Genomic DNA, 24328 nt, shown 5'->3' with positions numbered 1-24328 from the left:
GAGAGGGGAGTTGGGCATGGCGGCAGAGAACATCGACGATGTCGTGGACGGGCTTGCCGGGATCGTGCGGGAGGCCGGCCGCGCCGGTGACCGGGTCGGGTATTTCGCGGCGCTGTACCGACAGGTGACCGTTGAGGTCCGCACGGCCATTCACGGTGGGCTGTTCGACGACGGCGCCCGAATGGACCGTTTCGACACGCTCTTCGGCAACCGCTACTTCGACGCGTACGACGCCTGGCGGCGTGACCGGAGCGGGCCGCGTTGTTGGCGCGAGGCGTTCGGGCTGCTCGACGACGCCGACACCGTCATCGTCCAGCACCTGATCCTCGGCGTGAACGCGCACATCAACCTCGACCTGGCCATCGCCGCCGCGCGGACCAGCCCGGGTGCGGCCATCCACGCGTTGCGGCGCGACTTTCTGCTGATCAACGACATCCTTGCGCGGGTGGCGCTGACGGTGCAGGACTCGGTCGGCGCCCTGTCGCCACTCATGTCGCTGCTGGATCAGGTCGGAGCCCGCACCGACGAGCGGATCCTCGACTTCAGTGTCCGTCAGTCCCGCGAGGAGGCGTGGTACAACGCCGTACTGCTGGCCGGGCAGAGCGAAGAGGAGCGCGAGGCGACCATCGAGCGGCTCGACATCCGGGCCGCCGTGCTCGCACGGTTGACAGCGCGACCGGGCGGTCTCGTCCGGCCGGCCCTGCAGCTGATCCGGAGCACCGAGAGTGACGACGTGCCGGCCGTCATCACTCATCTGGACCACGCCATGGAGCAACCCTCCGCCCGGCAGGGGACGGGGTGACGCCCGGCGGATCGAAGCCCGCCCGGCCCGCGCCGCCACCTGGCGCCGCTGGAGTTGATCGGGGACCGTTGGGTGATCGGGGACCCGACGCGGAAGGACGGCCTGTCCATCGTGCTCACGCCCGAGGGACCCGCTTCGAACGCGGCCGGCTCGTCGAACACCCCGAGGGGGGCACGGCGTGAGCACCCTTGCGGCCCAGGCCATCAGCACCAGGCGGCTGGACCTGCTGCCGCTGCGCGTCGAGCACGCCGAGGAGATGGCCGTGGTGCTGTCCGATCCGGCCCTGCACACCTTCATCGGCGGCACTCCGGACTCCCCGCAAGCCCTGCGCTCGCGCTACCAGCGCATGACCGCAGGCTCTGGTGATCCGGCCATCTCCTGGCTGAACTGGGTGATCCGGCTCCGTGACAAGTCCTGCCTCACGGGCACAGTCCAGGCGACGGTCAGCCGCTCCGCTCACGGACTCGTCGCCGAGATCGCCTGGGTGGTGGGGACGCCGTGGCAGGGAAGAGGCATCGCCACCGAAGCAGCCCAAGGACTCGTCGCCTGGCTCAGCCGGCAGCCGGTGCACACCGTCATCGCCCACATCCACCCCGAACACCGGGCATCTGCCGCCGTCGCCGCTGCCGCCGGACTCGCACCCACCGACGCATGGCAGGAAGGCGAGATCCGATGGCACGGGAGCATCGGACGATGACTTCAGCGATCCACAGGTCTTGACCATTACGCGGTTGCCCTGACCGCGCTCGCCGAGCCGGCCTGGCGCGGTTACGGTCGGGACGTGGACGAAGAACCTCATTCGGACCCGCGGGCGCCAGGCGAAGACGCGGCAGACGCGGCAGACGCTCGATTGATCGGCCTGGTGAAGGACTGGGCTGCTTCGATCGTCGCCAATGACCCTGTGCGAATCGCCGGCTTCATGGCCGACGAGTGGGTGATCGTTTCCGAGTCGGGCGTCGCCTCGAAGGAGCAGTTCCTCTCCCTCGTCGAGTCCGGGGAGCTGACCCACTCGGCGATGGACCTCGTCACGCCACCCAGGATTCGCGTCTACAACGATGCGGCGGTGCTCACCGGCCGCGTGACGAACACAGCCCACTACCAAGGCACGCGTTACGACGCGGACGAGTGGACGACCGACGTGTTCGTGAAACGAGACGGTCGCTGGCTGTGCGTGCTGAGCCACATCACGCCTGTGGCCCGAAGCTGAGCCACAGGCCGACCGGCGGCCACAGCACGTCAGTCCACACCAGCTCCCATCTTGCGGAGCATGCGGTAGATCTCGATCGAGAGTGACTCGCGGATGTCCTTGTAGATCGCCTCTTCGGCAGTGCCCTCCGTCCAGAACACCGAATCCGCCGTCTGCCCGCTCGCACGGAAGCGGCATGGGACGTCCCCCCGCTTCAGATCGATGACGAACGCGTCCACCGTGACCTCTCCGACGGCGTACTGGCCCCATCCGACCTCCTCGGGGACCGACTTGACATCCGGCGGGGTGTACTTGACGACGCGCAGGGCAACGACGTAGCGCATGCGCAGCCCCGTATCGAACTCACCCCTGCAGTTGGCCCGCACCAGCATTCGCCGGGAGTGCCGGGAGGGGTCCCGGAACCTCAGGGTGTCCTCGCCATCAAGCCACGGCTGTCCTACCGCGCAAGCGGCACAGCGCTTCCCGACACCGCGATACCACTGCCCGGCTCTGCCGGCACCGACACCGTGATGGTGCTGGGCCGTCCCATGTCGTACCCCTGATGAACCGTCAAGCTGGTGGGCGGAGTCACCAGTCCCAGCTCCCGCAGATATCCGCCGAAGGCGGCGGCCGCCGCGCCCGTGGCCGGATCCTCGACGACTCCGCCCGGCGGGAAGGGGTTGCGCGCGTGGTACACCGTCGGGGACTCGCGATGGACCAGGTCGACCGTGACCCAGCCCTCACGGTCCATCAGCTTGGCAAGAGCGTCGAAGTCGTAGTCCAGGTCGGCCAGCCGTTCGCGGCCGGCGGCGGCGATGATCGGGTGCCAGGCGCCGCCGTATGCCACGCGTGGCGGCAGGCCGGGGTCCAGTTCGTCGGCCGACCAGCGCAGAGCGGCGAGCAGTTCGGCCAGGACGGGGGCGGGAATCGGCGCCGTACGCGGTGCGACGCTCACCAGCGTCGCGACGACCGGACCGTCCTCCGTGGTGCGGGTGGTGACGGTGACCGGGCCCGCCTTGGTGCTCAGCCGCAGCGTGCCGACACCATGGCGCTCGGCGTGGGCGACCGCCATGGCGATGGTGGCATGTCCGCAGAACGGCACCTCCGCGCGCGGGCTGAAGTAACGAATGCCGAATTCGCCCTTGTCCCTGTCTCCCCCGCCTTCCCCGTCTCCGCCGTCTCCCCCGTCACCCCCGTCTTCCTCCGACGGCGGCACCAGGAACGCCGTCTCGGAGTAGCCGATGTCCGCGGCCGTCGCCAGCATCGTCGCCTCGTCGGCTCCGGTGGCGTCGAGAACCACTCCTGCCGGATTGCCACCGACCGGGTCGGTCGTGAACGCCGTGTATCGGAGAATCTGCATCGCGTGAACGTAACGGGAGCCGAACAGCCCGTCAAAGTATTTGGGGGCTAGCCCCCATGCCCGTCACAGCACCCGTCCCTCCGCATCAGCCGCCCCACCCCCAGCCAGTCCTCCTCCGCCGCCGTCGCACGCCGGGCCGACGGCTCGAAGGCAGCCACCAACTCCTCGGTGGCGTACGGCACTCCGCCCCTCAGGACCGACACCGTACGGACAAGGCTCGCGAAATCCGTGAACGGGTCACCGTCGACGACCGTCAGGTCGGCCAGCCTGCCTTCCTCGACGGTGCCCAGGTCGCCGTCGACGCCGAAGAGGCGGGCGGGCAGGACCGTCGCGGTGCGCAGAGCCTGCGCCGGGGACAGGCCGCCGCGGTGCAGGGCGCGCAGGCCCAGGTGGAGGGCGAGGCCGACGGGGACGAGGGGCTGGTCCGTGCCGAGGGCGACGAGGCCGCCGGCGGCCAGCACGCGCCGGTAGATGTCCGTCTCCGTGCGGAGGGCGGCGAGTTGGGCGGGTGTGGGTGGGGTGCCGGCGGCCTGGCGTACGGCGACCGCGTCCCAGGGGGGCATCACGACGGTGACGCGTGGGTCGTCGGCGAGGGCGGGGTCCGCGCCGAGGAGGGGGGCCGAGGTGAACGGGGTCGCGATCAGGGAGAAGTCCACGCCTCGCGCGCCGTAGATCTCGACCACGTCCTGGTACGCGCGGCCCGTGGCCGTGATGGCGTGGCCGAACTCGGCGCGCTGCGTGGCCTGGAGGTGGGTCGTCACGTCCTGGCCGAGTTGGACTCCGGGTGAGAGCAGGTGGCCTCCGGTCCGGACGCCGAGGCGTTCGTGGGCGAAGCGGGCGGCCTCCTCCATGACCCAACCGGGGGCGCGAACGTACGTCTTGACGAAGTCCCAGTCCAGCGCGGCGCCCCGCTCCAGCGAGCGGCGCAGGCCCTGCCGGGTCCCGTGGGCGCGGGCCATGCTGTACGCGACGCGTGCCCCGTCGAGGAGTTCGCCGGTGGTCAGCAGGCGGGGTCCGGCGAGCTGTCCGGTGGCCACCGCCTCGCGGATGCGGGCCTGCTCGTACGCGAAGCCGCCGAGGGAGACGGCCGTGGTGATGCCGTAGGTCAGCTGGCCGACGGTCTGGCGGCCGCCGTAGGTGCTCTGCCAGGGGTGGGTGTGGGTGTCCCACAGGCCAGGGAGGACGGTGTGGGCCGACGCGTCGATGCGGCGGAGGGTGGCCCGTCGGGTCGCGCGGTGGGGTTCCACCGCCGTGATGCGTCCGTGGCGTACGACGATGTCGGCGTCGTCGCGGACCGTCTCGCCCGTGCCGTCCCACAGGCGGCCGGCGTGCACCACCACGTCGGCGGGTGTGGGTCTGGAGGCGTCGAGGGGGACGCGGACGGTGCGGGCGGGGCCGCCGTCGATGTCGACGAGGCGCAGGCGGGTGCCGGAGAGGTACAGCAGGGTGCGGGAGTCGCCGGACCAGGAGGGGTGGTCGGCCGGTTCGGTGGTGACGAGGGGGCGCAGGTCGCCGCGCGGGCTTCCGTCGGGGGCGACCGGCAGCAGGCACAGCGCCGACTCGACGATCACCGCCATCCAGCGGCCGTCGGGCGACCAGACGGGCCCGGAGTCGTACCGGTCGGCGATCGACGTGTGGGGCGCCACCAGGTGGAGGCGGTCGGTGCCGGTCGTGGTGTCGACGATCCGGATGACGTTGTAGCCCTCCCGGAAGCGGGAGTTGAGGCGGTTGCGGTCGCAGAGGGCGAGGTGGCGGCCGTCGGGCGACCAGCTGGGGCGGCCGGGCAGTCCGCCGGCGCCCAGGGGCGCGGCCAGGACGCGTTCCTCGCCGGACGCCAGGTCGCGGACGAGGAGCCGTCCGGTCAGGTCGAGGCAGGCGAGGCGCTGCCCGTCGGGCGACAGCGCCGGGAAGACGCGGCCGCCGGTCGCCAGCGCGGTCTCGTCTCCGGTGGCGAGATCGTGCCGGTACACACCGAGGAGGCCGTCGCGGTCGTCGGCGTAGAGGAGCGACCTGCCGTCGGGCGCCCAGGCGGGCGCGAGGAGGTACCGGGTGGGTGCCGACCCGCGCAGTCGCCTCGGACGTCCGCCCGAACTGCTCACCAGCCAGAGGGAGTTGAGCGCCGCGAAGGCGATCTGCCGGCCGTCGGGTGAGAGCGCGGGCAGGTGGATGCCGCGCACCGGGCGGGCGCGGGCGTCTGCGAGGTCGTACTGCTTGGTCTCGTACCGCGGCCGCCGCACGGGCAGCACACCCTCGAAGGGGATGGTCTCCGGGTCGTCGTCGGGTCTGTCCGGTCGTACGAGGGTGAAGGCGCCGTCGACCGTCAGGAGCAGTTCGCCCGCCGGGGTCCAGCGCGGGGGCACCGGGGCAATGTCTCCGGTGGCTCCGGTGCCTCCGGTGCCTCCGGTGCCTCCGCCGACCGGGACGGGGCGGCCGTCGACGACGAGGGTGCAGGAGCCGTTCGGGGAGGCCGTGGTGCGCAGGTACGCCAGGCTGCCGTCGGGGGCGAGGGCGGGGGTCATGACCTGCGCGGCCTCGGTCTCGGTGTGCCGTACGGCGACCGGGCCGGTGCCGTCGGCGGGGACGGCGGCGATCGTACGGGCTTCCAGGCTCACGCCCTGCGGTGTGGTGACGGTCTTCGCGCGGACGAACAGGACGCGGGTGCCGTCCGGTGACCAGGTGGGGTCGAAGTCCTCCCACGGGCCGTCCTGCAAGGGGCCGTCCTGACCGGGGAGGCCGGTGACGCGAGCGATCCGGCCGGTGCGCAGGTCGAGGACGTGGATGCGGTACGGGCTGCCGTCGACGGGGTCTCCGCCGCGTTCGGAGGCGAAGGCGAGGCGGGTGCCGTCGGGGGACCAGGCCGGGCCGCGGTCGTCCCAGGGGCCGTCGGTGCGCTGCCGCAGGCCGGAGCCGTCGGGGCGCACGGTCCAGAGGTGGAAGCCGCCGCCCCGGTAGGCGCAGAAGGCGATGAGAGCGCCGTCCGGGGCGTGCGTGGGGCGGCCCGGTTCGAGGTCCGCCGGGGTCAGGGGGCGGGCCGTGCCGCCGGCGCGGGGCAGGGACCACAGGACGCTCTGCACCTCGGCGACCAGGTGGTCGCCGGCGGGGGCGAGGGTCGCCGAGCCGTTGGTGGCGCGGGTGAAGGTGAGGGAGAGGGCGCCGGTACGGGGGTGTGCGGTCGCGGGGGCCGCGGGGGCTGCTGCCGCGCCGACGAGCGGACCCACGAGCGGTACGGCGCCTGCGGCGGCGAGGAGTTGACGGCGCGTCGGACGGAAGGAGGAAGGGAACGAGGGACGGAAGGAGGTACGGAAGGATGTGCTCCAGTCACGGTCCATGGACGTACAGACTGGCGCACCAACCACCCCTGGCTCAACGGCGCCTCAGGCCGCCGTATATCCGAGCTGGCGCCTCATGTACGGCGTCATGAGGGTCTTCGCCTTGGCCAAGGTGCTGGTACGGCCGCCGAGGACCGCGCTCTCCCCGCCCGGCACGGGCACGACGGTCACTCCGTCGGCCGAGCCGAACGGCACGATGAGCGGGAGGCGATGGATCGGCCGGTAGAAGCGGGGCTCCCTGCGGTGCTTGCCGGAACTCTGCAGGTAGACGCGGATGTTGTGGGCGGCGAGGTCCGCCTGGGCGAGCGCGGCGGGGGTGATCTTGAGCTCGGTGGCGTCGTTCACGTCGCCGACCGCGAACACGTCCTGTTTCCCCTCGACCCGCAGCGTGCGGTCGACCTTGATGTGCCCGGCCGGGTTCAGCCAGTCGCCGTGCCCGGCCAGCCGCAGCCAGAGCGTGTTGGGGGTGGTGCCCGTCGCCCAGAAGGAGACGTCGGCGTCGACGATGTTGCCCCGGGCGTCGCGGTAGGTGCCGAAGTCGTTGCCGGGGGACATGAAGGAGTCGAGCCGGACCTCCACGCCGTGGGACTCCAGCCAGGAGCGGGCCTTGGCCCCGGCCCGCCCGCTGCCCGTGGAGTGGAGCAGGGCCGGCCCGTCGTGGGCGAGCGTGACCCGGGCGTCGGGCCGGGCCAGCCGGATCTCGGCGCTGAGCTCGACGCCGGAGGGGCCGCCGCCGACGACGAGGACGTGCTCGGCGGCGGCGATCTTCTGCTGGTGTGCGGCGAACGTCTTGGCCGCTTCCTCGGTGGTGGTGCCGGTGAAGCGGGCCGGTTCGGGGTAGTCGGCGCCGGTGGCGATCGCCAGCACGTCGTACGGCAGCCGTTCGCCCGTGGCCAGCACCACCTGCCGCTCGGCGGTGTCGATACGGACCGCCTTGCCCACGGCCACGCGTCCGTTGCGCAACAGCCGGTCGTACGGGATGAAGGGGGTCACCGTCCACTCCGGGCGCACGCCGGCGCGCAGGGAGGCGATGCGATGGAAGAAGATCTCCTTACGGTCCACCAGCGTGACCCGCGCCGTCCCGTCCAGCCGTTTCGCCAGACGAACGCCCGCGTATCCACCGCCGATCACCACTACGTCGCCGTCATGCACAACGAGTCTCCTGTGCCTGCGTGGGGGGAGCGAGTGGCCGCGGCGGGGGCCGCCGTTGGCCACTGCAGTGCCGGTGAGCGTAACCCTTGAAACCTAAAGTTTTGGCCAGGCTTTGTGTGCATTGTGTGAAGTCACGTCGGGGAGGGGGCCCTCACGCCCGCACCTTCGAGTACATCGACTTCACGTACGCTGACACCAACACCCGCATCTACCGCACCTCGCGCGGCAGGACGCACAGCGAGTGCAAGATCGACCCGATGCGGAACAACTCTCCCCGGACGCTGCCTCGTTATGGAAAGGCGTGCGCCCATCTCCACGTCAACAGGGTGCGGCGTGTGAGTCAGTGCCACCACATCACGAAGCGAGTCGTCATGATCGAGCAGCAGGGGCATGGCGCAGACCAGGCGCATGAGACACGGCGACGCCGGTCCGGGATCGTCGCGTTCCTCGTGGGGCTTGTCGCGACGCTCGCGTTCTTTGCCCTCTTTCCTGGACTGCCGCACGTCATCGACTGGGGAGCCATTCTCGTGTCCCTCGCCGTAGGTGGGCTTGCCCGAGAGGCCTGCCGGTCCTGGATGGCGAGGGCCGCGAAGAAGAAGGACGAACGTATGTGAGACGGGGCTTGAGGGTTGTCCGGCTGTCGGGCCGGCCACGGGGTTGCCGCGCGAGGCGGAGGGGGCGGCGCCCGGACGGGACGGGGGAACGGACCGCCGGGCGCCGGTCAGGGGGTCACTCCCGTACGCCCGCCAGTTCCACCGCCCTGCGGCGCAGGGAGAGGCCGGCCGGGGCGACGGCCGAGATGACGGCGAGAACCGCGCAGACGCCCACGGCCCCGCCGAGCGTCGCCCACGGGATCTCGATCGACGTCCACACCGAGAGCAGGCCCAGCGCGCTCCACATGCCCATCAGGTTGAGCGCGGCGACCAGCGCCCCCAGGACTCCGCCGACCGTGACGACCATCAGCGCCTCGGCGCCCACCAGCCGCAGCACCTGCCACTTGGTGGCCCCTGCCAGCCGCAGCACGGCCAGATCGCGGACCCGGTCGGAGGTCGCCATGACCATGGTGTTGGCCAGGGAGATGCCGGTGTAGAGGAGGGCGATGCCGAGGACCAGGAAGAAGCCCATCCGGGTCGTCCGGTTGGTCTCGGGGTACGTCGCCCGCACCCAGGTGTCCCGGGTGAGGACCTGCCCGCCCGACGCCTGAACCGCGTCCCGCAGTCCGGCGGCCACGGCGGCTGTGTCGGCGCCGTCCGCGAGCCTGACGTCAACCCGGTCGACAGGGGCCGCCGGGGCGTTGCGCGGGGTGACGTAGACGCCGTTGTTGCCGGTGCCGATGGTCATGACCGCGGCGATCTTCAGGGACTTCTTCGTGCCGTCGCCGAGCCACACGTCCACGCGCTCGCCCACGGCGTGCTTCTCCCACTCCTCGTTGACGATGATCGAGTCGTCGTCGAGCTCGCTCACCTTCCCGGCGGCGAGCGGCAGCCGGACGGTGTCCGCGAGCAGCTCCGGATCGGCTGCGCGGGCGTCGGACCTGATGAGCGCCACGCCTTCCTCCAGGACGTACACGGCGCTCGACGCGGTCGCGGAGACATCGGCGCCGGGCACGGCGCGCAGCTTCCGCAGTGTCGCCTCGTCGAAGCCGGCGTCGCCCGCCGGGGCGACCACGAAGTCGGCGGCTGTCTGCTCGCGGACCTCGGTGGCCTCCGCCTCGTTGAGGGTGGCGGTGGCGCCCAGCAGCGAGCCCGCCAGCGCGACCGTGACCAGGACGGGCGCCGCGACGGCGGCGGTGCGCCGGACGCCGGCGGCGGCGTTCTCCCGTACCAGCATCCCGGCGGCGCCCGGCAGTTGGGCGGGCAGCCAGGCGATGAGCCGGGCCAGCGGGCGCACGAGCACCGGCGCGAGCAGCGCGACCCCGGTGATCAGCACCATCGGCCGGCTCACATAGGTCTTGCGGTGCAGCAGGTCGCTCGGGTCGCTCACCAGGGCCAGGGCCAGCGTCACGGCGGCGGTGATCAGCAGGCCGGCGCCGAACAGCCAGCGGCCCCACGTCATCGCCCGGGTGTCCACGGAGGCCTCGCGCAGCGCCTCGGTGGGGCCGGTCCGCCCGGCCCGCCAGGACGCGGCCAGCACCCCGCACACCGCGACGAACAGGCCCGTCCAGAAGGCCATGTGGTACGGCCAGGTGTAGTCGCCGATGCCGAACCAGCGGGGCGCGAGGCTCTCGTCGACCGCCCACTCGGCGAGTTTCGGCGCCCCGTAGGAGCCGAGCACGCACCCGGTGGCCGAGGCGAGCACACCGACCACGAGGGCCTCGGAGAGGACCATGCGGCGGATCTGCCCCGGAGTCGCCCCGGCCGTGCGCAGCAGCCCGAACTCCCGGCGCCGCTGGGCCACAGCGAACGCGAAGGTCGACGCCACCACGAACACCGACACGAACCCGGTGACCCCTCCGGCCGTTCCGAACATGGCGTTCATCGCGGTGAGAGCCTCGCTGTCCCGGTCGGGATCGGCGTCGGCGTACCGGCGCGCGTTCCCGGTGAGGACCTCGACGCCGCCGCTGCCGCGCACCGCCTCGCGCACGGCCGCCGCGTCCGCGTCAACCACGAGCTGGACGCTGCGCGGCGACAGCTCGGCGGCCCGGGTGTCGGTGTAGAAGACGGCGTCCTCGAAGCCGAGCCCGGCGACGGTGCCGACGACCCGCACGGTGCCGGCGTCGGTCCGCACCCGGCTGCCCGGGCGGGCCCAGTCACCGCTGACGACGACCTCGTCGGCGGCCTCGGGCGCGCGTCCCGCGTCCAGCTCGTACGGCGCGAAGGCGGCGGTGGACCAAGGGTGGCCCACCAGATCGCCGGGCCCGCCCTCGGCCCGAACCTCGAACGACCGGTCCTCGACGACGGTCCCGAGGTCCCGCAGCTTCGCGACCGCGTCGTCGGGCACGGGGCGCGGCTGCGCGAGTTTCTGGGTGCGGTCGCCGATCGAGGTGGGCACCTCGAGGGTGTCCTGGCCCTTGACGACGACGGGCGCCGCCGCGAACCGCTCGGGGGCCCGGTCGGGTGCGTCCAGCGAGGACGCCAGGGCCAGCCCCATGACGGCGATGAGCGCCACACCCAGCGAGAGGGCGACGAAGCTGCCGACGAAGGTGACCCAGCGGGTGCGCAGGGTGCGCAGGGCGGTGCTCAGCACGGCACGGCCTCCAGCTTGGTCATGCGTGACGCGATGTCCTCGGCGGAGGCGCCGATGAGCTCGCCGTTGACGCGGCCGTCGACGAGGAAGACGACGCGGTCGGCGTAGGAGGCGGCGACGGGATCGTGGGTGACCATGATGATCGTCTGCCCCTCCCGGTCGACCATGCCGCGCAGCAGCGTCAGCACCTCGCGGCTGGTCTGCGAGTCCAGCGCGCCGGTCGGCTCGTCGCCGAACAGCACCTCGGGACGGGTGATCAGCGCGCGGGCCAGGGCGACCCGCTGCTGCTGGCCGCCGGACATCTCCGTCGGCCGATGCCGCGCCCGGTCGCCGAGTCCGACCTGCTCGAGCACCTCACGGACCGCGGCGCTCTTCGGGCGGCGGCCGGCCAGCCGCAGCGGCAGGGCGACGTTCTGCTCCGCGGTCAGCGAGGGCAGCAGGTTGAACGCCTGGAACACGAAGCCGATGCGTTCGCGGCGCAGCAGGGTCAGCTTGGTCTCGCTCAGCTTGGTCAGCTCGGTCCCGCCCACGGAGACCGAGCCCGACGTGGGCCGGTCCAGGCCCGCGGCGCACTGCAGCAGGGTCGACTTACCGGAGCCGGACGGGCCCATCACGGCGGTGAACGTCGCCTTGGGAAAGGCGAGCGATACCTGGTCGAGGGCGGTGACGGACGTGCCGCCCGATCCGTACCGCCGGCTTACGGAGCGCAGTTGGATCGCGTCGTTGCTCATGTGTCCCCACTCGTGTCGGTGTCGGTCCTCCCGCGCGTCTGGGCGGGACGGACCACCGGCGGTGGCGCTCGGCCGGCCATGCCGTCACCGGGCGCCCCTCGTCTCCGTGCTGCCTCCACGAAACCGCGAGAGCCTCTCGCGGCGCAGTGCGGCAGGGACGAGACCTGGGGTAGGCCCGGCCCTACCCCCGATCCGCGCCCTGGACCGATGGCACCGCACGGCTTCGCCCTCCTACGGTGACCCCCATGCACCCTCGGAATGTGTGGCAGGCCATGTCCCGGCCGGGCTTCCTGCTGTCGGCCTGGCCCTGGCGCTCCGTCGCGTACCTGATCACCGGCGCGGTGACCGGCGTCGCCGCCCTGGTGGCGATCGTGACGGTGGCGGCGGTCAGCGGGGCTCTCGCCATAGTCGTCGTGGGCATCCCGCTGCTCGTCGTGGTCGCCCTCAGCGGTATCCCGGTGGCCGGGGTGGAACGGCGCAGGCTGCGCCTGATCGACCACGATCCGGCCTCCGGCCAGCACCAGGAGCCGGCCGCGCCCGGGCTGTGGACCTGGGTGACCACCCGGCTGCGCGAGCAGGCGACCTGGCGGGAGCTCGGGTACGCGCTGCTGTTCGCCGGGCTGCTGTGGCCGGTCGACGCGCTGGTCATCACGGTCGCCCTGCTCTTCCCGCTGTCCATGGTCGCCACCCCGCTGCTGATGGCCACGGTCGGCGACGGCAACGAGGCGAAGGTGCTCAAGCAGTGGACGGTCACCACCTGGCCAACCGCGTTCGGCGTCGCCGTACTGGGCCTGCTCCTGCTGGTCCTGTGCGCCTACCTGCTCGGCGTCGCGGCAGGCGCCCGCGCCGAGCTGACCCGACTGCTGATCGCCTCCCGCGAGGGCGAGCTCGGCGCCAAGGTCGTCGAACTGGCCCGCTCCCGCGTGCGGTTGGTGGACGCCTTCGAGGCGGAGCGGCGCCGCATCGAGCGTGATCTGCACGACGGCGCCCAGCAGCGGCTGGTGGCCCTGACGATGAGCCTCGGCCTGGCCCGGCTGGACGCCCCGCCGGGCCCGCTCGCCGACCAGCTCACCAAGGCCCACGAGGAAGCGGGCAAAGCGCTCGCGGAACTGCGCGAGCTCATCCACGGCATCCACCCCAAGGTCCTCGCGGACTACGGTCTCGAGGCCGCGGTCGCCGACGCGGCGGACCGTTCCGTGGTCCCCGTGGACGTGGACCTCGAACTGCCGGGTCGGCTGCCCCAGGCGGTGGAGTCCGCGGCGTACTTCGTGGTCTGCGAGGCGCTCGCCAACGTCGCCAAGCACAGCGGTGCCGACCGTGCGCGGGTCAGCGGCGGTCACCGCGACGGCCGGCTGTCCCTCGAGGTGCGCGACGACGGCCGGGGCGGCGCGGACGCCTCGGCGGGCAGCGGGCTCACCGGTCTCGCGGACCGGGTGTCCGTTCTGGATGGCAGACTTGCCCTGTCCAGTCCGCCGGGTGGACCGACCCTGTTGCGTGTGGAGTTTCCTTGCGAGTTGACCAAGGCGGCCGATCGCTCCGCGTAGTGCTGGCCGAGGACAGCGTGCTGCTGCGCGAAGGCCTCATCGGCCTGCTCGGCCGCTGCGGCCACGAGGTGGTGGCGGCCGTCGGGGACGCGGAGGCGCTGGTCGCCGCGGTCGAGGAGCACACCCCCGACATCGTGGTGACGGACGTGCGCATGCCGCCCGGTTTCCAGGACGAGGGCCTGCACGCGGCGGTGCGGCTGCGCGAGAAGCGCCCCACGCTGCCGGTCCTGGTCCTCAGTCAGTACGTGCAGCGGACGTACGCCTCCGACCTGTTGGACTCCGGCGACGGAACGGGCGTCGGCTATCTCCTCAAGGACCGGGTCGGCCAGGTCGAGGAGTTCGTGGACGCGCTGCACGAGGTCGCGGACGGCGGTACGGTCGTCGACCCCGAAGTCGTACGTCAACTGCTGCGCCGTCGGCGGGATCCGCTGGAGCGGCTCACCCCGCGCGAGCGTGAGGTGCTGGCGTTGATCGCGGAGGGCAAGTCCAACGGCGCGATCGCGAAGGAGCTGGTGGTCTCCGAGGCCGCCATCGGCAAGCACATCAGCGGCATCCTCACCAAGCTGGACCTGCCTCCGGCCGACGAGACCCACCGCAGGGTCCTGGCGGTCCTCGCCTACCTGCGGTCCTGACCCGGGCCGGGATCCCACGACTTCTTCCCACATCCGTACAGACGCGGCATGCAGGCGCGATAGCTCCGTGGCGAACGCTGCGGACTGCCCCGGCGAATCCCCGCGGGGGCAGTCCACGCCCCCACGGAGGAAGAGCCCATACTCCGTCGCCTCGCCGCCCCGCTGGTCACCGCCGCCCTGCTGCCCGCCGCCACGGCCCAGGCCGCTCCCGCCGACAAGGCCGCGGTCCTCTCGAGCTGGACCCAGACCAGCGCCACCAGCTACAGCGCCTTCTTCGCCGCCCGCGCCAACCAGGGCACCTGGAGCGCCTACGGCTTCGACTGGTCCACCGACTCCTGCACGACCTCCCGGACAACTCCTTCGGCTTCCCCTTCCAGAACGCCTGCGTCCGCCACGACTTCGGCTACCGCAACTACACGGCGGCCGGCACCTTCGACGCCAACAAGTCCCGCCTGGACGAGGCGTTCTACGCGGATCTGAAGCGGGTGTGCGCGGCCTACACCAGCCTCAAGAAGTCATCGTGCGACGCCACGGCCTGGACCTACTACCAGGCGGTCGACAAGCTCGGCTGACCAAGGTGAGGCCGCCGTCGATCGCCGGTCACCGCCGCAGCCCCCGCACCAGCCAACAGCGTCACCGCTACCGACGCCACCGCCATCACCGTCATCCCCATGCCCGGCGAGGTGAGTTGGCCACCGTGCCCGCGAGGCCGCGCTCACCCCCTGCGCCGTGGCACAAGCCCGTCGGCGTTCCGCTGAACCCGCCACAACGCCCCAGTGACCCGTAAAGAGCGCCGCGCCCCCAACTGCCTTTGTTGCATATACAGCAGTTGGAGGCTCAGACCCGATCCGGACGGGGGAAGCCGGAACAGGTGTCATGCGGGCGCTTGCGCGCATGTCGCTGCCCTGTACCCGGAAGCGGCAGCCATCGGGGGTGGTGCTGTCGTGCGGCCGCCTACACGGCCGCCTGGGCGCTGGGCGCGTCGATCTCGCGGTAGGGGTTGCCCTCTGCCGGAGTCACGCGCCAGAACGTCTCCGCTACCGCCTTGAACTGCCGGTGACCAGGGTTCAGGCCCGTGTGCTCGAGCGCCCAGACTTCCACCGGCAGGCGCTCATCGTCCGTCGGCTGCGCCTTTGCCCCGCAGGTCAGGCATACGGCCGAGTAGATACCCTGCGGGGCGCCCTCGCCGGTTTCCGGCCCTAGCGTCCACTCAGCAGCCTTGATGATCGAACGCGTCATAGCGCCCTCCTGCTGCGCCGGTTCGCTTCGGCCACCTTGGAACTCAGGGCGCAGGCAATGCCTGCGCCTTTGCGGCACTCCGGCGCATTCGAGGGCGCAGGGTAGCCGTCGAGGGCGCGGCACAGAGCCGCGTGCAGGTGCTCAGCGTCGGCCAAGGACAGGCACAGCTCAGTGTCCGTCGCGTGCTCCCCGTTCCGAGACAGCCGCAGGGGAACGGCGACGTGGTCATCGTCGGTGCGGTGCACACGGCTCCCCGGGGTGCGCTTGATCTCCCACGTCATGACGTCCTCCCGACGCGCACGAGGCGGTACGCGCCCCCACAGTTCCCGCCCCGTCTCGCAGCCTTCCTGCGCCTTGCGGACACCCTTGCAGCCGTCGCACTTGCGGGTGTGCTCGAACCACAGGCGGTAGGCGCGCAGCATCGGCAGTTCAGCAGTCGGTACGTGCGACTCGGCCTTGGCGTCGCTCATCGGCTCGCCTCCACCAACTGCCATACGTACGGGGCAGGTTGGCGTTCTTCGAGGGGGAGGACGTAGGTGCGCACCAGGGGGTGTGTCGCGTCCTGGTCGTGCTGATCACCGCACGGGTCGGGGGCATGTCCGGCGCGGCGCAGACGCGCGAGCGCAAGCAGGGCGCCCCACAACTCCGGCGACGGCTGCACCGCGTACGCGGGCGCCTGTGTGCGCTGGTCAGGGGTGGTGTACCCGTCGGGTTTTCGTGTCCCGAACAGTAGGGCTCTCACCCATTCGAGTGCGTGTGGTACGAATCGCATGTTGGCGCTCCTTCGCATCGTCGGCCAAGCCCCCGGACCGGTCGCACGGTCGCGGGGGTCCTTGCTTCCGACCACGTTCCCTCGCCGCACGCTGGCCGCACCACGGCAGAACTGCCGCATTCAGGCGGCATCTTGGCTGCACGCGCTACCCTGACCAGGGAAGACGGCACCCGGACGGAGTCGGGCATGTCAGGCAAGCGGCAGCGTCTAGCGCAGCGCCGGAAGGCGAGCGGATACACCCAAGAACAGTTCGCAGACGCCCTGAAAGTCGACCGCACCACGGTGCAGCGTTGGGAACGGGGCGAGGCAGACCCGCAACCGCACCAGCGCCCGAAAATGGCAACGCTGTTGCAACTGACGTCCAGAGAACTGGATGAATTGCTGGCCTCCGATGTTCTGCCGCGCATTCAGGCGCCTGGTTGGTTTGCAGCCGCAGAACCTGCCAACGATGACTCGTTCTGGGCGTGATCAGGGAGCTTGCGGCGGGCACGCCGGTGGCGTTGGAGGCGGCGTTCGGCTGGGGCTGGCTGGTCGAGTTCCTGCACGACCGCCACCTTCTTGCCCGCGTCGTACCCGCGGCTGTCGGCGCCGACCGTCTCCGCGGCGCGTACCGGCTGCGAGTCGGTGATCGCGGCGGTCGGGTCGGCGTCCCGGCCCTCGGAGCGGCCCCCGTTGCCGTCCAGCCACGTCGGCGCCGCTGCACCTCCCACTGTCCGTGGTGTCCGAGGTGCAGCGGCGGGACCGGGCCCGGATGGCGGCGGCCGTGACCGAACCGGCAGGCCAGGCACGGGCAGGGCGGCTTGCCCCTTCGGACGACAGCGGGGTGCAACGGTATGACGGGACCTCTTGGCGCGACTGGGCTTCGACACCGCAGTTGCTACCAAGAGGTCCTGGCCGTGCACGTCACTTCGCCGATTCCCATCCGTCCCCGACAGATCAGTTCGTTCACGGGGTCTCAGCTCAGGGGTTCGGCCAGCTCCGGGAGGTACCGGACGTCCTTGAGGGGCGCTGTGGGCTGTGCGCCGAACTTGTCCACGACGGTGCCGCTGGTGCCGACGTGCACGACCTGGAGGGCGACGCGGGTGTCCTGTTCGCGCAGGTCGATCCGCACGCGGGGGGAGCCGCCTTCGGGCTTCATGTCCACGATCCGCTCGTCGGGGTATCCGGCGCGCTTGAGTGCGGCTCGCACCTCGGCGGCGTTCTCACCCGTGTCCTTGAGGGCGGTGGTGACGTGCGCGGCGAACTTGTCCGCGTAGCAGGTCTCGGGCTTGGTGAGCGTGACCGGCTCCAGGAGGTTCCCATCGGGCATGGGCCCCACGGGGTCGTCGGCGGCGGGCGGGTCGGCGGGGTCGGCGGGCAGGGGGACGCGGTCGCCGGGCGTGCCGGTGGGTTTGCTGGAGGGGCCTTGGGGAACGGTGGGGACGTCGCTGGGGCCGAGGGGTGTGCCGGTCTTGGTGCCGTCCAGCGCCGGGCAGCCGTCGGTGATCTTGAGGAACAGCTTCATGAAGTCAAGCTGCGGTTTGTCGGCGTCCCCGCCCTCGGGTACGGAGGCGACATTGTCCGTCCCGATCGTGGCGGCCGGGGGAGTGCTGGAGCAGGCGGTGAGGGCGAGCGCGCCCAGAGCGAGGGCAGCTGCAGTGTGTGCGATGCGGGGCATGACGTCAACCTACAGTCGCGCGCTGACATGGCCATGAGTACGCGTACTCACCCCGAAGCGGAATAATTGACTCTCATTCAAGATGCTTGCGCATGTGTGGAGTTGACCTCTAGGGTCCGTGACCGACCGGTGAAGATCAAAAACCGGCCTGACCGAAAGGCACCCCTGTGCGCAAAACAGCGCTTCCGGTGATAGCCGCTCTGTCGATGAGTCTGCTGCTTCCGCAGCAGGCCAGCGCGGAGGAGCTGCCTCAACCGGCGTTGAACACCGGCACGTTCGCCCAGACCGGACCTGGCCAGTATTCGTCGTCGGATGACACATATCGAGTCTCGGAGAACGACCTGCCGATTGGCCTGATGGGCCGAGTCCACTCGGTGACCGGTCAGTCCCAGGGCGTGGCGCAGGCGCAGGACGCGCCCTCGACCCGGTCGGACCTCGGCGTGTTCGGCCCCTCCTGGGAGGCGGAGTTCCTGGGAGGCCAGCTCCAGCGATCCCTGTCGGTCAGCGGCGACAAGCTGACGACGACGGCCCTGGACACGGGTGAGAAGACGGTCTACTCGCTGACCGAAACTCTCGACGCCCCCTTCGGTGGGCACGTGAAGACCTACACCGCCGCTGACGGCTCCACGGCCGTCGACTCGACGGTGTGGGACGACCTTGCGGGCGAACTCAAGACCAGCGTGGTCGAGACGACGAACGTGGACCTCACCAACGCCTACGGCACGGGCGATGGGGCTCCGAAGGACGCGCTGGGGAGCCCGATCGCGGCGGCTGATCTCAAGCCCACGTTCACGTGGAAGCAGGTCGGCGGCGGCGGCGACAACTGGCGAATCGTTTCTGCCGGTTCGAAGGAGACGAAGTCCGCGACGGTCCTGTACGACGCGCAGGGCCGTGTGTCGCAGGTGAAGGAGCCCGCGCTGGGCGACAAGCCCGCGGCGACGGTGAAGGTCTCCTATGCGACCGCGACGACCGCCTCGGGTGAGACGCTGGGCGATGTGGCCGGTCAGGTGAAGGAGATCTCCGCCACCATCGGCACGACCACCCAGACTCTGGCCCGCTACGAGTACGACGGCGGCAAGCTCCTGCGGAAGGTCACCAACCCGTCCGCTGGTGAGGACCTGAACGTCTACACCTACGACGCGCAGGAGCGGCTTGCGACCGCCACCACCGACGGCGGCGACAAGTGGCAGCTCACCTTCGCCGGCGACGAGGCGGCCCCGGCCGCTGTGGATCTGACCGGCAAGGTCGCCGGTCCCGAAGCGCCGATGGACCAGACCCCGTCAGTCGCGCAGGGCGACGACGGCGCGGCTCCCCCGGCGGAGGGGTTCTCCGAGACGGAGCTGAACACCCCGTACGCGAATCCGCGTTACTGCAACACCGCTGAGTCGTGGATGTACCTGTGGTACACGAGCTGTGCGACGAAGGTCGCCCACTACGGCTGGCGGTACCCGTACTTCTTCAACACGCCTACCGGTAAGCGCGTCGTCGGTATCTACAACGACTACTGCACCGATTCGCTGGACACGCCGATGGGCTGGAACTTCAAGCCTGCGTGCGCCTCCCACGACTACGGCTACGGCACGATCGGCAACGCCTGGAAGCGTTACACCTGGTACCTGGACTACAACAAGGGCCTGGCTGTCGACTACGCCTTCTACGGGCAGCTCTACCACTACACCTGCCCCGACTACTTCTTCACGACCGCTTGCAGGAACACGGCTTACACGTACTACCGGTTCGTCGTGAAGTACGGCAGCCCCCTCAACGGGGCCAACGCCACTCGCTAGGCAAGCCAGTTGAAGGCCGGGGCGTTGCTTCGCCCCGGCCTCCTCCATGTTGCACACAGGGAGATAAAAGCAGCGTGAGACGACGCATCTACACGGGTGTGATCGCTGTGGCAGCCGCGATGGTGGCCACCGCGTTCCCCGCCCCGATACCTTTGGGCTTCGGCCCGCAGACGGCTTCGGCCAGCACGAACGGGCCTGTTGACCCGCCGTTGTTCGACCAGACGCAGGACGGTAAGCCCGTCCGCGTGAACGTGGTCACCGACCAGCGTGAGGACGTGGCAGGTGCCGCTGAGGCGGGCACCGTGCTGACCACGTTCGACTACCTGCCGGTGGTGACCCTTGAGGTGACGCAGGCCGGGTTGACCGACCTCCAGTCCCAGCCGGGTGTCGTGTCGGTGACGGAGGACGTTCCGCTGCCGCCGTCGCTGACCGAGACCACGGCGAAGATCGGCTCGGACACGGCAGCCATCGCAGGCAAGACCGGTACGGGCGCCACGGTCGCCGTTCTGGACACCGGTGTTGAGGCAGGGCACGCGTTCCTCGGCGGCCGGGTCACCGACCAGGCGTGTTTCTCGGTGAACAACGTGGAACTGGGCGTGTCCAGCCTGTGCCCGAACGGCCAGGAAGCCCAGGAGGGTACGGGCGCTGCCGACACGGCCCAGTCGGCGTGTGCGTCGCTGTCCGGGGCGTGCGACCACGGCACCCACGTTGCGGGCATCGCTGCCGGTAACGGTCAGGGCGTTGCCGGTGCCCCCCTACGCGGTGTCGCTCCGGGGGCGAACATCGCCGCTGTGCAGGTGTTCTCGCTGTTCGACAACGACGCATACTGCGGCGCGGGCGGTTCGCCGTGTGTGCTGTCGTACTCGTCGTCGCAGATGAAGGGCCTGGAGAAGGTCCTGGCGTGGAAGAGCGCCGGGAAGCCGATCGTGGCGGCGAACATGTCGCTCGGTGCGGGCCGCTTTACCGCCCCGTGTGACCTGGACCCGCGTAAGGGCATCGTCGACCGGCTGTGGTCGGCGAACGTGGCCACGGTGATCGCGGCCGGGAACAACGGGCACACCGACGCCGTGGCCGCCCCCGGCTGTGTGTCGTCGGCGGTGACCGTCGGCTCGACCAGCGATGACGACCAGCTTTCGGCGTTCTCCAACCGGGGCACGCTGCTGGACCTGCTTGCCCCGGGCAACGCGGTGACGTCTTCGGTGTCGGGCGGCGCGTTCGCGGCGAAGAACGGCACGTCGATGGCCGCCCCGCACGTCGCCGGAGCCCTCGCCGTCCTGAAGCAGACCTACCCTACCGAGGGCATCGACTCGCTGGTGTCGCTGCTGGCCACCTCCGGCACTCCCATCTCCTACACCGGTGCGACCACCCCGCGCATCGACGTCGGCAAGGCCGTGCAGGCCATCGCGCCCAAGCCAGAGGCCGACAAGAAGCCCCGCGCGTTCCAGGTCGACAACGACAAGCGAACCCCGATCCCCGACGGTGTCGGCTCCCCCGCCCCCGGTGCCCCGGCCGAGTCCCCCGTGACCGTCTCGGAGTACCCCGGCAAGGCATCGAAGAAGACCCAGGTCTTCGTGAACATCACCCACACCTACCGGGGTGACCTCAAACTCGAACTGGTCGCCCCGTCGGGGACGGTGTACCTCCTCAAGGACGTCTCCGGCACGGATGCCGCGGACAACGTCGTCGCCACCTACACCGTGGACGCCGCCGGCCAGGACGCCAACGGCACGTGGAAACTGCGCGCCACCGACCACGACGACCTCGACACCGGCAAAATCAACACCTGGTCGCTGATCTTCCCGACCCCGTTCGAGAGCACCGCCCTCCAAGCAATCCCCGACACCGGCACCATCGTGTCGACCCTCGACGTGGACGGTATCGACGGGCGCGCGGCCGGCCCGACCCAGGTGTGGGTGAACCTCACCCACGCCAAGATCGGCAACCTGCGTCTGACGCTGGACTCCCCCGACGGCAAGGTGTACACGCTCAAGCCCTACGGCGCCGAGCCCGGCGGCACCCTGACCACCACCTACGGTGTGGACGCCACGGCCGCCGTCGCGAACGGCACGTGGAAGCTCAAGGTCACCGACGGTGCCACCGGCTCCACCGGCGAACTCAAGGGCTGGTCGCTGGGCTTCCCCTCCTACGAGAACCAGACGCAGATGGCCATCCCCGACGCCACCGGCACGTACGTGGAGCTGTGGACCAAGGCTGACGGCCTGGTCGGCTCCGCCTCGAACCAGCTCCAGGTCTACGTGGACGCCAGCCACCAGTACCTGGCCAACCTCAAGATCGACCTGGTCGCCCCTGACGGCTCGGTGCACCTGCTCCAGGCCTCCGGGCAGATCACGAGGGCCGGGGACCTGAAGAAGATCTACACCGTGGACGCCTCCGCATTCCCGGCCAACGGCTGGTGGAAGCTCCGCGTCGACGACGTTCTGGCCGGCAACACCGGCACGGTCAACAACTTCGTCGTCCGCTTCTGACCCTTCCGGGCGCAGGCAAGGAGAAACGGCGGGCCGCACCCTCCCGAAAGTGCGGCCCGCTGTCCTCTGCAACCTGATCTCCGCCTGAAGAACGAGAACGTCTCCCAGCACTTCGCCTGACCCCCGGAAGGAACCGGATACTTGTGAATGCGCGCGCCCCGATACGAGCCGCCCTCACCACCCTGACGGCAGCGGCCGCCCTCACCACCGGTGTCACCCCCGCCACGGCGCACACCGCCTCCGGCACCGTGTCCTCCAACTGCGACGTGCCGTGGATCACCTGCAGCGAAGGCGACTTGTGGCTGTTCTACAACAGCAAATCCCTCGCCATCCAGAACGGCAGCATCGTCTCCGCCTACGCCACGTTCTACGGCAACGTCCACGACTACTACGGCTCCAGCCAGTACCAGGGCTCCACCCTGGTCACCTATCGCTACGTCTTCGACAGTGCCACCAACGGCCACGGCCAATACGTCAAGAACAACGCGGCCAGCGTCTGGAACTGCTCCGGCCAGGACAACTACCGCGTGTACTACAACTCCGGGTACGGCGGTACCTCCCAGTTCTTCCGCCACCGCGACCCCTACGAGGACTGCGTCCACACCGACCTGATCTCCGCGCTGAAGAACGAGAACGCCTCCCAGCACTTCGCCTGACCCGAGAGGGAACCCGCTTTCCATGAACGCCCGCACCCCCGCTGCCCTCGCACTCACCGCCGCCACCGCAGCCGTGCTGCTGACCGCATGCGCCACCCCCGCAAACCAGGCCCGCACCACCGGCGCCGCCCCCAGCCCGGTCGCCGACACCAAGACCTTCCCGCCCTCCGCACCCGAACGGGGCCTGGCAAAGGGCCTGAATCTGCCGCTGGAAACCTACATGCAGGACTACGCCGACACCGTCACCATTGGCAACGGCAAGCGCCTGCTCGCCGAGGACTGCATGAAGACCTACGGCCTCGACGTACAGCTTCCGGCGTACGGGCTGAACCCCTCACCGACCGAGAACGACGCCAACATGGAACGGCGCTACGGGCTGACCGACCGCGAGACCGCTGCCACGTACGGCTACGGCCTGGCCGGGGACGCAAAGCCCCGCACCAAGCAGCAGTTCCCCCAGCTCGATGCGGTCCAGACCGAAGTCCTCACCGGCCGCAAGGCCCCCACGGGGCAGAACGGGAGCACGGCGCCGAACACGCCCATGGAAGCCCGTGAGAAGGCCCGCGAGAGCCACAACGGCAAGAAGATCCATGAACGTGGCTGCAGCGGATGGGCCGATCAGGAGATCAACGCCCCCACCGACGACGAGTTGACCCGCATCTCCGAGATGAACGGCACCAGCTTCACCGAGTCGATGAAGACCCCCGCCGTCGCCGCCGCGTTCAAGGACTGGTCGGTCTGCATGACCGGCAAGGGCCACCCCGGCCTCAAGGATCCTTTCGAAGCCGCCCGCTCTGTCAACCGCCCCGAAGGCGCCCCCTCCGACCAGCAGGAGATCGCCCTGGCCCTGGCGGAGATCGACTGCAAGGCCGAGACCGGTTTGATCGGAACCTGGTTCACCGAAGAATCGAAGATCCAAACGGCGATCATCGCCGAGCACCGGCCCGCCCTTGACTCCTTCAAGAACAAGAACGAGGCTGCCGTCAGCGAGGCCGGCAAGAGAATGGGGCGCTGACGTGGCGCGTTACAAAGGCGTGGGAACGGTGCTGCTCATCGGCGGCCTGTTCGTCGGAGGCGCGGCATGGGGAGGAGTGACGTTCGCCAAGAGCATGGAAGCCGAATCCGGCGACCCTGCCCCGAGCGCTTCCCGACCTCCCGCCCAGCAGCCCGTCGGCGACACCCTCACCACAACGCAGCGCGCCGCACTGGGACCCAGTGCCGCCACTGGCCGCGAAGGTGGGGAAACGGTCGCCACCGCCCACGAGGCGGTATGGGAGGACGAGGACATGCGCCTGGCGAAGATCCCCGTCGTGCTCACCAACCCCGGCGATGCGCAGCGACGTGTCGAGATGCGCCTGAGCGTGTACTCCTCACGCGACGAGGGGGCAACCTCGCTGTGGGAGGGAACGGTGGACTCCGACGGTGAGATAGCCCCCGGCAAATCGGTGGTGACGTACGTGAGTGTGCAGTCCGTACGCGACCCGGCGGCGTTGAGGATCGAGCTGCGGCGGTCGTCCGGCGAAGGCTGACCCCCGGGTCGGCGAAGGCTGCGAGGGTGGGGTGTTCTCGTCGACGCCCCACCCTCACCCAGAGCCCCGCCCTCCGGGAGACCCTGACCAGGCCCCGGTTCTGCACGCGCCTGACAGGTGGTCTTGCAGGGCTTCACGGTCGCCAGTGAAGGGGCGTTTTCAGCGGAGCCGCTCCAGGGTGAGGATGGCCGCGGCGACTGACGACATTCGATTCGGGCTGCATCGTGCCCTGCGGAAGATCCGCCAGGACTTCAGTCGTGCGACGCCGCGCTCGACCGGC

General features: G+C 70.5%; 22 protein-coding genes and 2 pseudogenes. 13 read left to right on the top strand and 11 right to left on the bottom strand.

The features are described from left to right. The first annotated feature begins 16 nt into the window (after positions 1–16). From CLM62_RS09070 to CLM62_RS09060, 3 genes are all read left to right on the top strand, one after another. On the top strand, positions 17–802 hold the full coding sequence (locus tag CLM62_RS09070; protein ID WP_095749338.1) for a DUF5995 family protein: 786 nt from the start codon (positions 17–19) through the stop codon (positions 800–802). A gap of 178 nt (positions 803–980) precedes the next feature. Beyond that, complete coding sequence (locus tag CLM62_RS09065; protein WP_095749337.1) at positions 981–1499, top strand: GNAT family N-acetyltransferase; 519 nt, start codon at positions 981–983, stop codon at positions 1497–1499. 84 nt (positions 1500–1583) lie between these two features. Beyond that, the gene (locus tag CLM62_RS09060) at positions 1584–2009 is read left to right on the top strand and encodes a nuclear transport factor 2 family protein (RefSeq protein WP_095749336.1); all 426 of its coding nucleotides are present in this window, start codon (positions 1584–1586) and stop codon (positions 2007–2009) included. A 29-nt stretch (positions 2010–2038) separates the two neighbouring features. On the opposite strand, the gene CLM62_RS09055 is transcribed toward CLM62_RS09060, so the two are convergent. The 4 genes from CLM62_RS09055 to CLM62_RS09040 all read right to left on the bottom strand — a co-directional run bounded on the left by CLM62_RS09055 (position 2039) and on the right by CLM62_RS09040 (position 7829). Beyond that, positions 2039–2332 carry a hypothetical protein gene (locus tag CLM62_RS09055; RefSeq protein WP_143658980.1) on the bottom strand — a complete coding sequence of 98 codons (294 nt, stop codon included), beginning with the start codon at positions 2330–2332 and terminating at the stop codon, positions 2039–2041. 113 nt (positions 2333–2445) lie between these two features. Then, positions 2446–3348, bottom strand: a complete 903-nt coding sequence (locus tag CLM62_RS09050) for a PhzF family phenazine biosynthesis protein (RefSeq protein ID WP_095749334.1) — start codon at positions 3346–3348, stop codon at positions 2446–2448. Positions 3349–3395: 47 nt separating this feature from the next. Then, positions 3396–6677: an amidohydrolase family protein gene (locus CLM62_RS09045; RefSeq protein WP_095749333.1), complete on the bottom strand. Its 3282-nt coding sequence runs from the start codon at positions 6675–6677 to the stop codon at positions 3396–3398. A gap of 45 nt (positions 6678–6722) precedes the next feature. Continuing rightward, a complete protein-coding gene (locus CLM62_RS09040) occupies positions 6723–7829 on the bottom strand; it encodes an NAD(P)/FAD-dependent oxidoreductase (protein WP_095749332.1) in 1107 nt (368 codons plus the stop codon). A 371-nt stretch (positions 7830–8200) separates the two neighbouring features. On the opposite strand from CLM62_RS09040, the gene CLM62_RS09030 reads away from it, so the two are divergent. After that, positions 8201–8443, top strand: a complete 243-nt coding sequence (locus tag CLM62_RS09030) for a hypothetical protein (RefSeq protein WP_095749357.1) — start codon at positions 8201–8203, stop codon at positions 8441–8443. Positions 8444–8558: 115 nt separating this feature from the next. Here the strand turns inward: CLM62_RS09030 and CLM62_RS09025 are convergent, their stop codons facing one another. Continuing rightward, the gene (locus tag CLM62_RS09025) at positions 8559–11015 is read right to left on the bottom strand and encodes an FtsX-like permease family protein (protein WP_095749331.1); all 2457 of its coding nucleotides are present in this window, start codon (positions 11013–11015) and stop codon (positions 8559–8561) included. After that, positions 11009–11746, bottom strand: coding sequence for an ABC transporter ATP-binding protein (locus tag CLM62_RS09020; RefSeq protein ID WP_095749330.1), 738 nt, complete (start codon positions 11744–11746; stop codon positions 11009–11011). Before CLM62_RS09020 ends, CLM62_RS09025 begins: the two co-directional genes overlap by 7 nt. A 272-nt stretch (positions 11747–12018) precedes the next feature. Between CLM62_RS09020 and CLM62_RS09015 the strand changes: the two genes are divergently transcribed. The 3 genes and pseudogenes from CLM62_RS09015 to CLM62_RS09005 all read left to right on the top strand — a co-directional run bounded on the left by CLM62_RS09015 (position 12019) and on the right by CLM62_RS09005 (position 14494). After that, positions 12019–13290, top strand: coding sequence for a sensor histidine kinase (locus CLM62_RS09015; protein WP_095749329.1), 1272 nt, complete (start codon positions 12019–12021; stop codon positions 13288–13290). After that, positions 13254–13922, top strand: a complete 669-nt coding sequence (locus CLM62_RS09010) for a response regulator transcription factor (protein ID WP_257003749.1) — start codon at positions 13254–13256, stop codon at positions 13920–13922. The genes CLM62_RS09015 and CLM62_RS09010 overlap by 37 nt, the downstream gene beginning before the upstream one ends. 138 nt (positions 13923–14060) lie before the next feature. Next, positions 14061–14494, top strand: a pseudogene (locus CLM62_RS09005) (phospholipase). A gap of 382 nt (positions 14495–14876) precedes the next feature. Here CLM62_RS09005 and CLM62_RS09000 read toward each other — a convergent pair. From CLM62_RS09000 to CLM62_RS49265, 3 genes are read right to left on the bottom strand one after another with little or no spacing between them, the layout of a single operon-like run. After that, positions 14877–15161: a hypothetical protein gene (locus CLM62_RS09000; RefSeq protein ID WP_095749327.1), complete on the bottom strand. Its 285-nt coding sequence runs from the start codon at positions 15159–15161 to the stop codon at positions 14877–14879. After that, positions 15158–15631 (bottom strand): hypothetical protein, encoded by a 474-nt coding sequence (locus tag CLM62_RS49890; RefSeq protein WP_179382018.1) that lies wholly within the window; start codon positions 15629–15631, stop codon positions 15158–15160. The genes CLM62_RS09000 and CLM62_RS49890 overlap by 4 nt, the downstream gene beginning before the upstream one ends. Further along, on the bottom strand, positions 15628–15933 hold the full coding sequence (locus CLM62_RS49265; RefSeq protein WP_143658977.1) for a hypothetical protein: 306 nt from the start codon (positions 15931–15933) through the stop codon (positions 15628–15630). Before CLM62_RS49265 ends, CLM62_RS49890 begins: the two co-directional genes overlap by 4 nt. A 186-nt stretch (positions 15934–16119) precedes the next feature. On the opposite strand from CLM62_RS49265, the gene CLM62_RS08990 reads away from it, so the two are divergent. After that, entirely contained in the window at positions 16120–16401 is a 282-nt protein-coding gene (locus tag CLM62_RS08990) for a helix-turn-helix transcriptional regulator (protein WP_095749326.1), read from the top strand. Positions 16402–16888: 487 nt separating this feature from the next. Here CLM62_RS08990 and CLM62_RS08980 read toward each other — a convergent pair whose 3' ends face one another. Next, entirely contained in the window at positions 16889–17590 is a 702-nt protein-coding gene (locus CLM62_RS08980; protein ID WP_095749325.1) for a hypothetical protein, read from the bottom strand. A 206-nt stretch (positions 17591–17796) separates the two neighbouring features. Between CLM62_RS08980 and CLM62_RS08975 the strand changes: the two genes are divergently transcribed. The 5 genes from CLM62_RS08975 to CLM62_RS08955 all read left to right on the top strand — a co-directional run bounded on the left by CLM62_RS08975 (position 17797) and on the right by CLM62_RS08955 (position 24048). Next, the gene (locus CLM62_RS08975) at positions 17797–19377 is read left to right on the top strand and encodes a phospholipase (protein ID WP_257003748.1); all 1581 of its coding nucleotides are present in this window, start codon (positions 17797–17799) and stop codon (positions 19375–19377) included. 74 nt (positions 19378–19451) lie between these two features. Beyond that, positions 19452–21863, top strand: a complete 2412-nt coding sequence (locus CLM62_RS08970) for a proprotein convertase P-domain-containing protein (RefSeq protein ID WP_257003747.1) — start codon at positions 19452–19454, stop codon at positions 21861–21863. A 143-nt stretch (positions 21864–22006) separates the two neighbouring features. Further along, the gene (locus CLM62_RS49885; RefSeq protein ID WP_179382017.1) at positions 22007–22519 is read left to right on the top strand and encodes a hypothetical protein; all 513 of its coding nucleotides are present in this window, start codon (positions 22007–22009) and stop codon (positions 22517–22519) included. Between the two features lie 22 nt (positions 22520–22541). Beyond that, positions 22542–23534: a hypothetical protein gene (locus tag CLM62_RS52965; RefSeq protein WP_095749324.1), complete on the top strand. Its 993-nt coding sequence runs from the start codon at positions 22542–22544 to the stop codon at positions 23532–23534. Position 23535: 1 nt separating this feature from the next. After that, positions 23536–24048, top strand: a complete 513-nt coding sequence (locus CLM62_RS08955) for a hypothetical protein (protein ID WP_095749323.1) — start codon at positions 23536–23538, stop codon at positions 24046–24048. Positions 24049–24207: 159 nt separating this feature from the next. Here the strand turns inward: CLM62_RS08955 and CLM62_RS08950 are convergent. Further along, positions 24208–24328 (bottom strand): annotated as a pseudogene (locus CLM62_RS08950) (IS5/IS1182 family transposase); the annotation flags it as partial.

This window comes from Streptomyces sp. SA15, assembly GCF_002291145.1.
Lineage (GTDB): Bacteria > Actinomycetota > Actinomycetes > Streptomycetales > Streptomycetaceae > Streptomyces.
The sequence above is the reverse complement of the archived record's forward strand: the minus strand, read 5'-3'. Positions and strand labels throughout refer to the sequence as shown.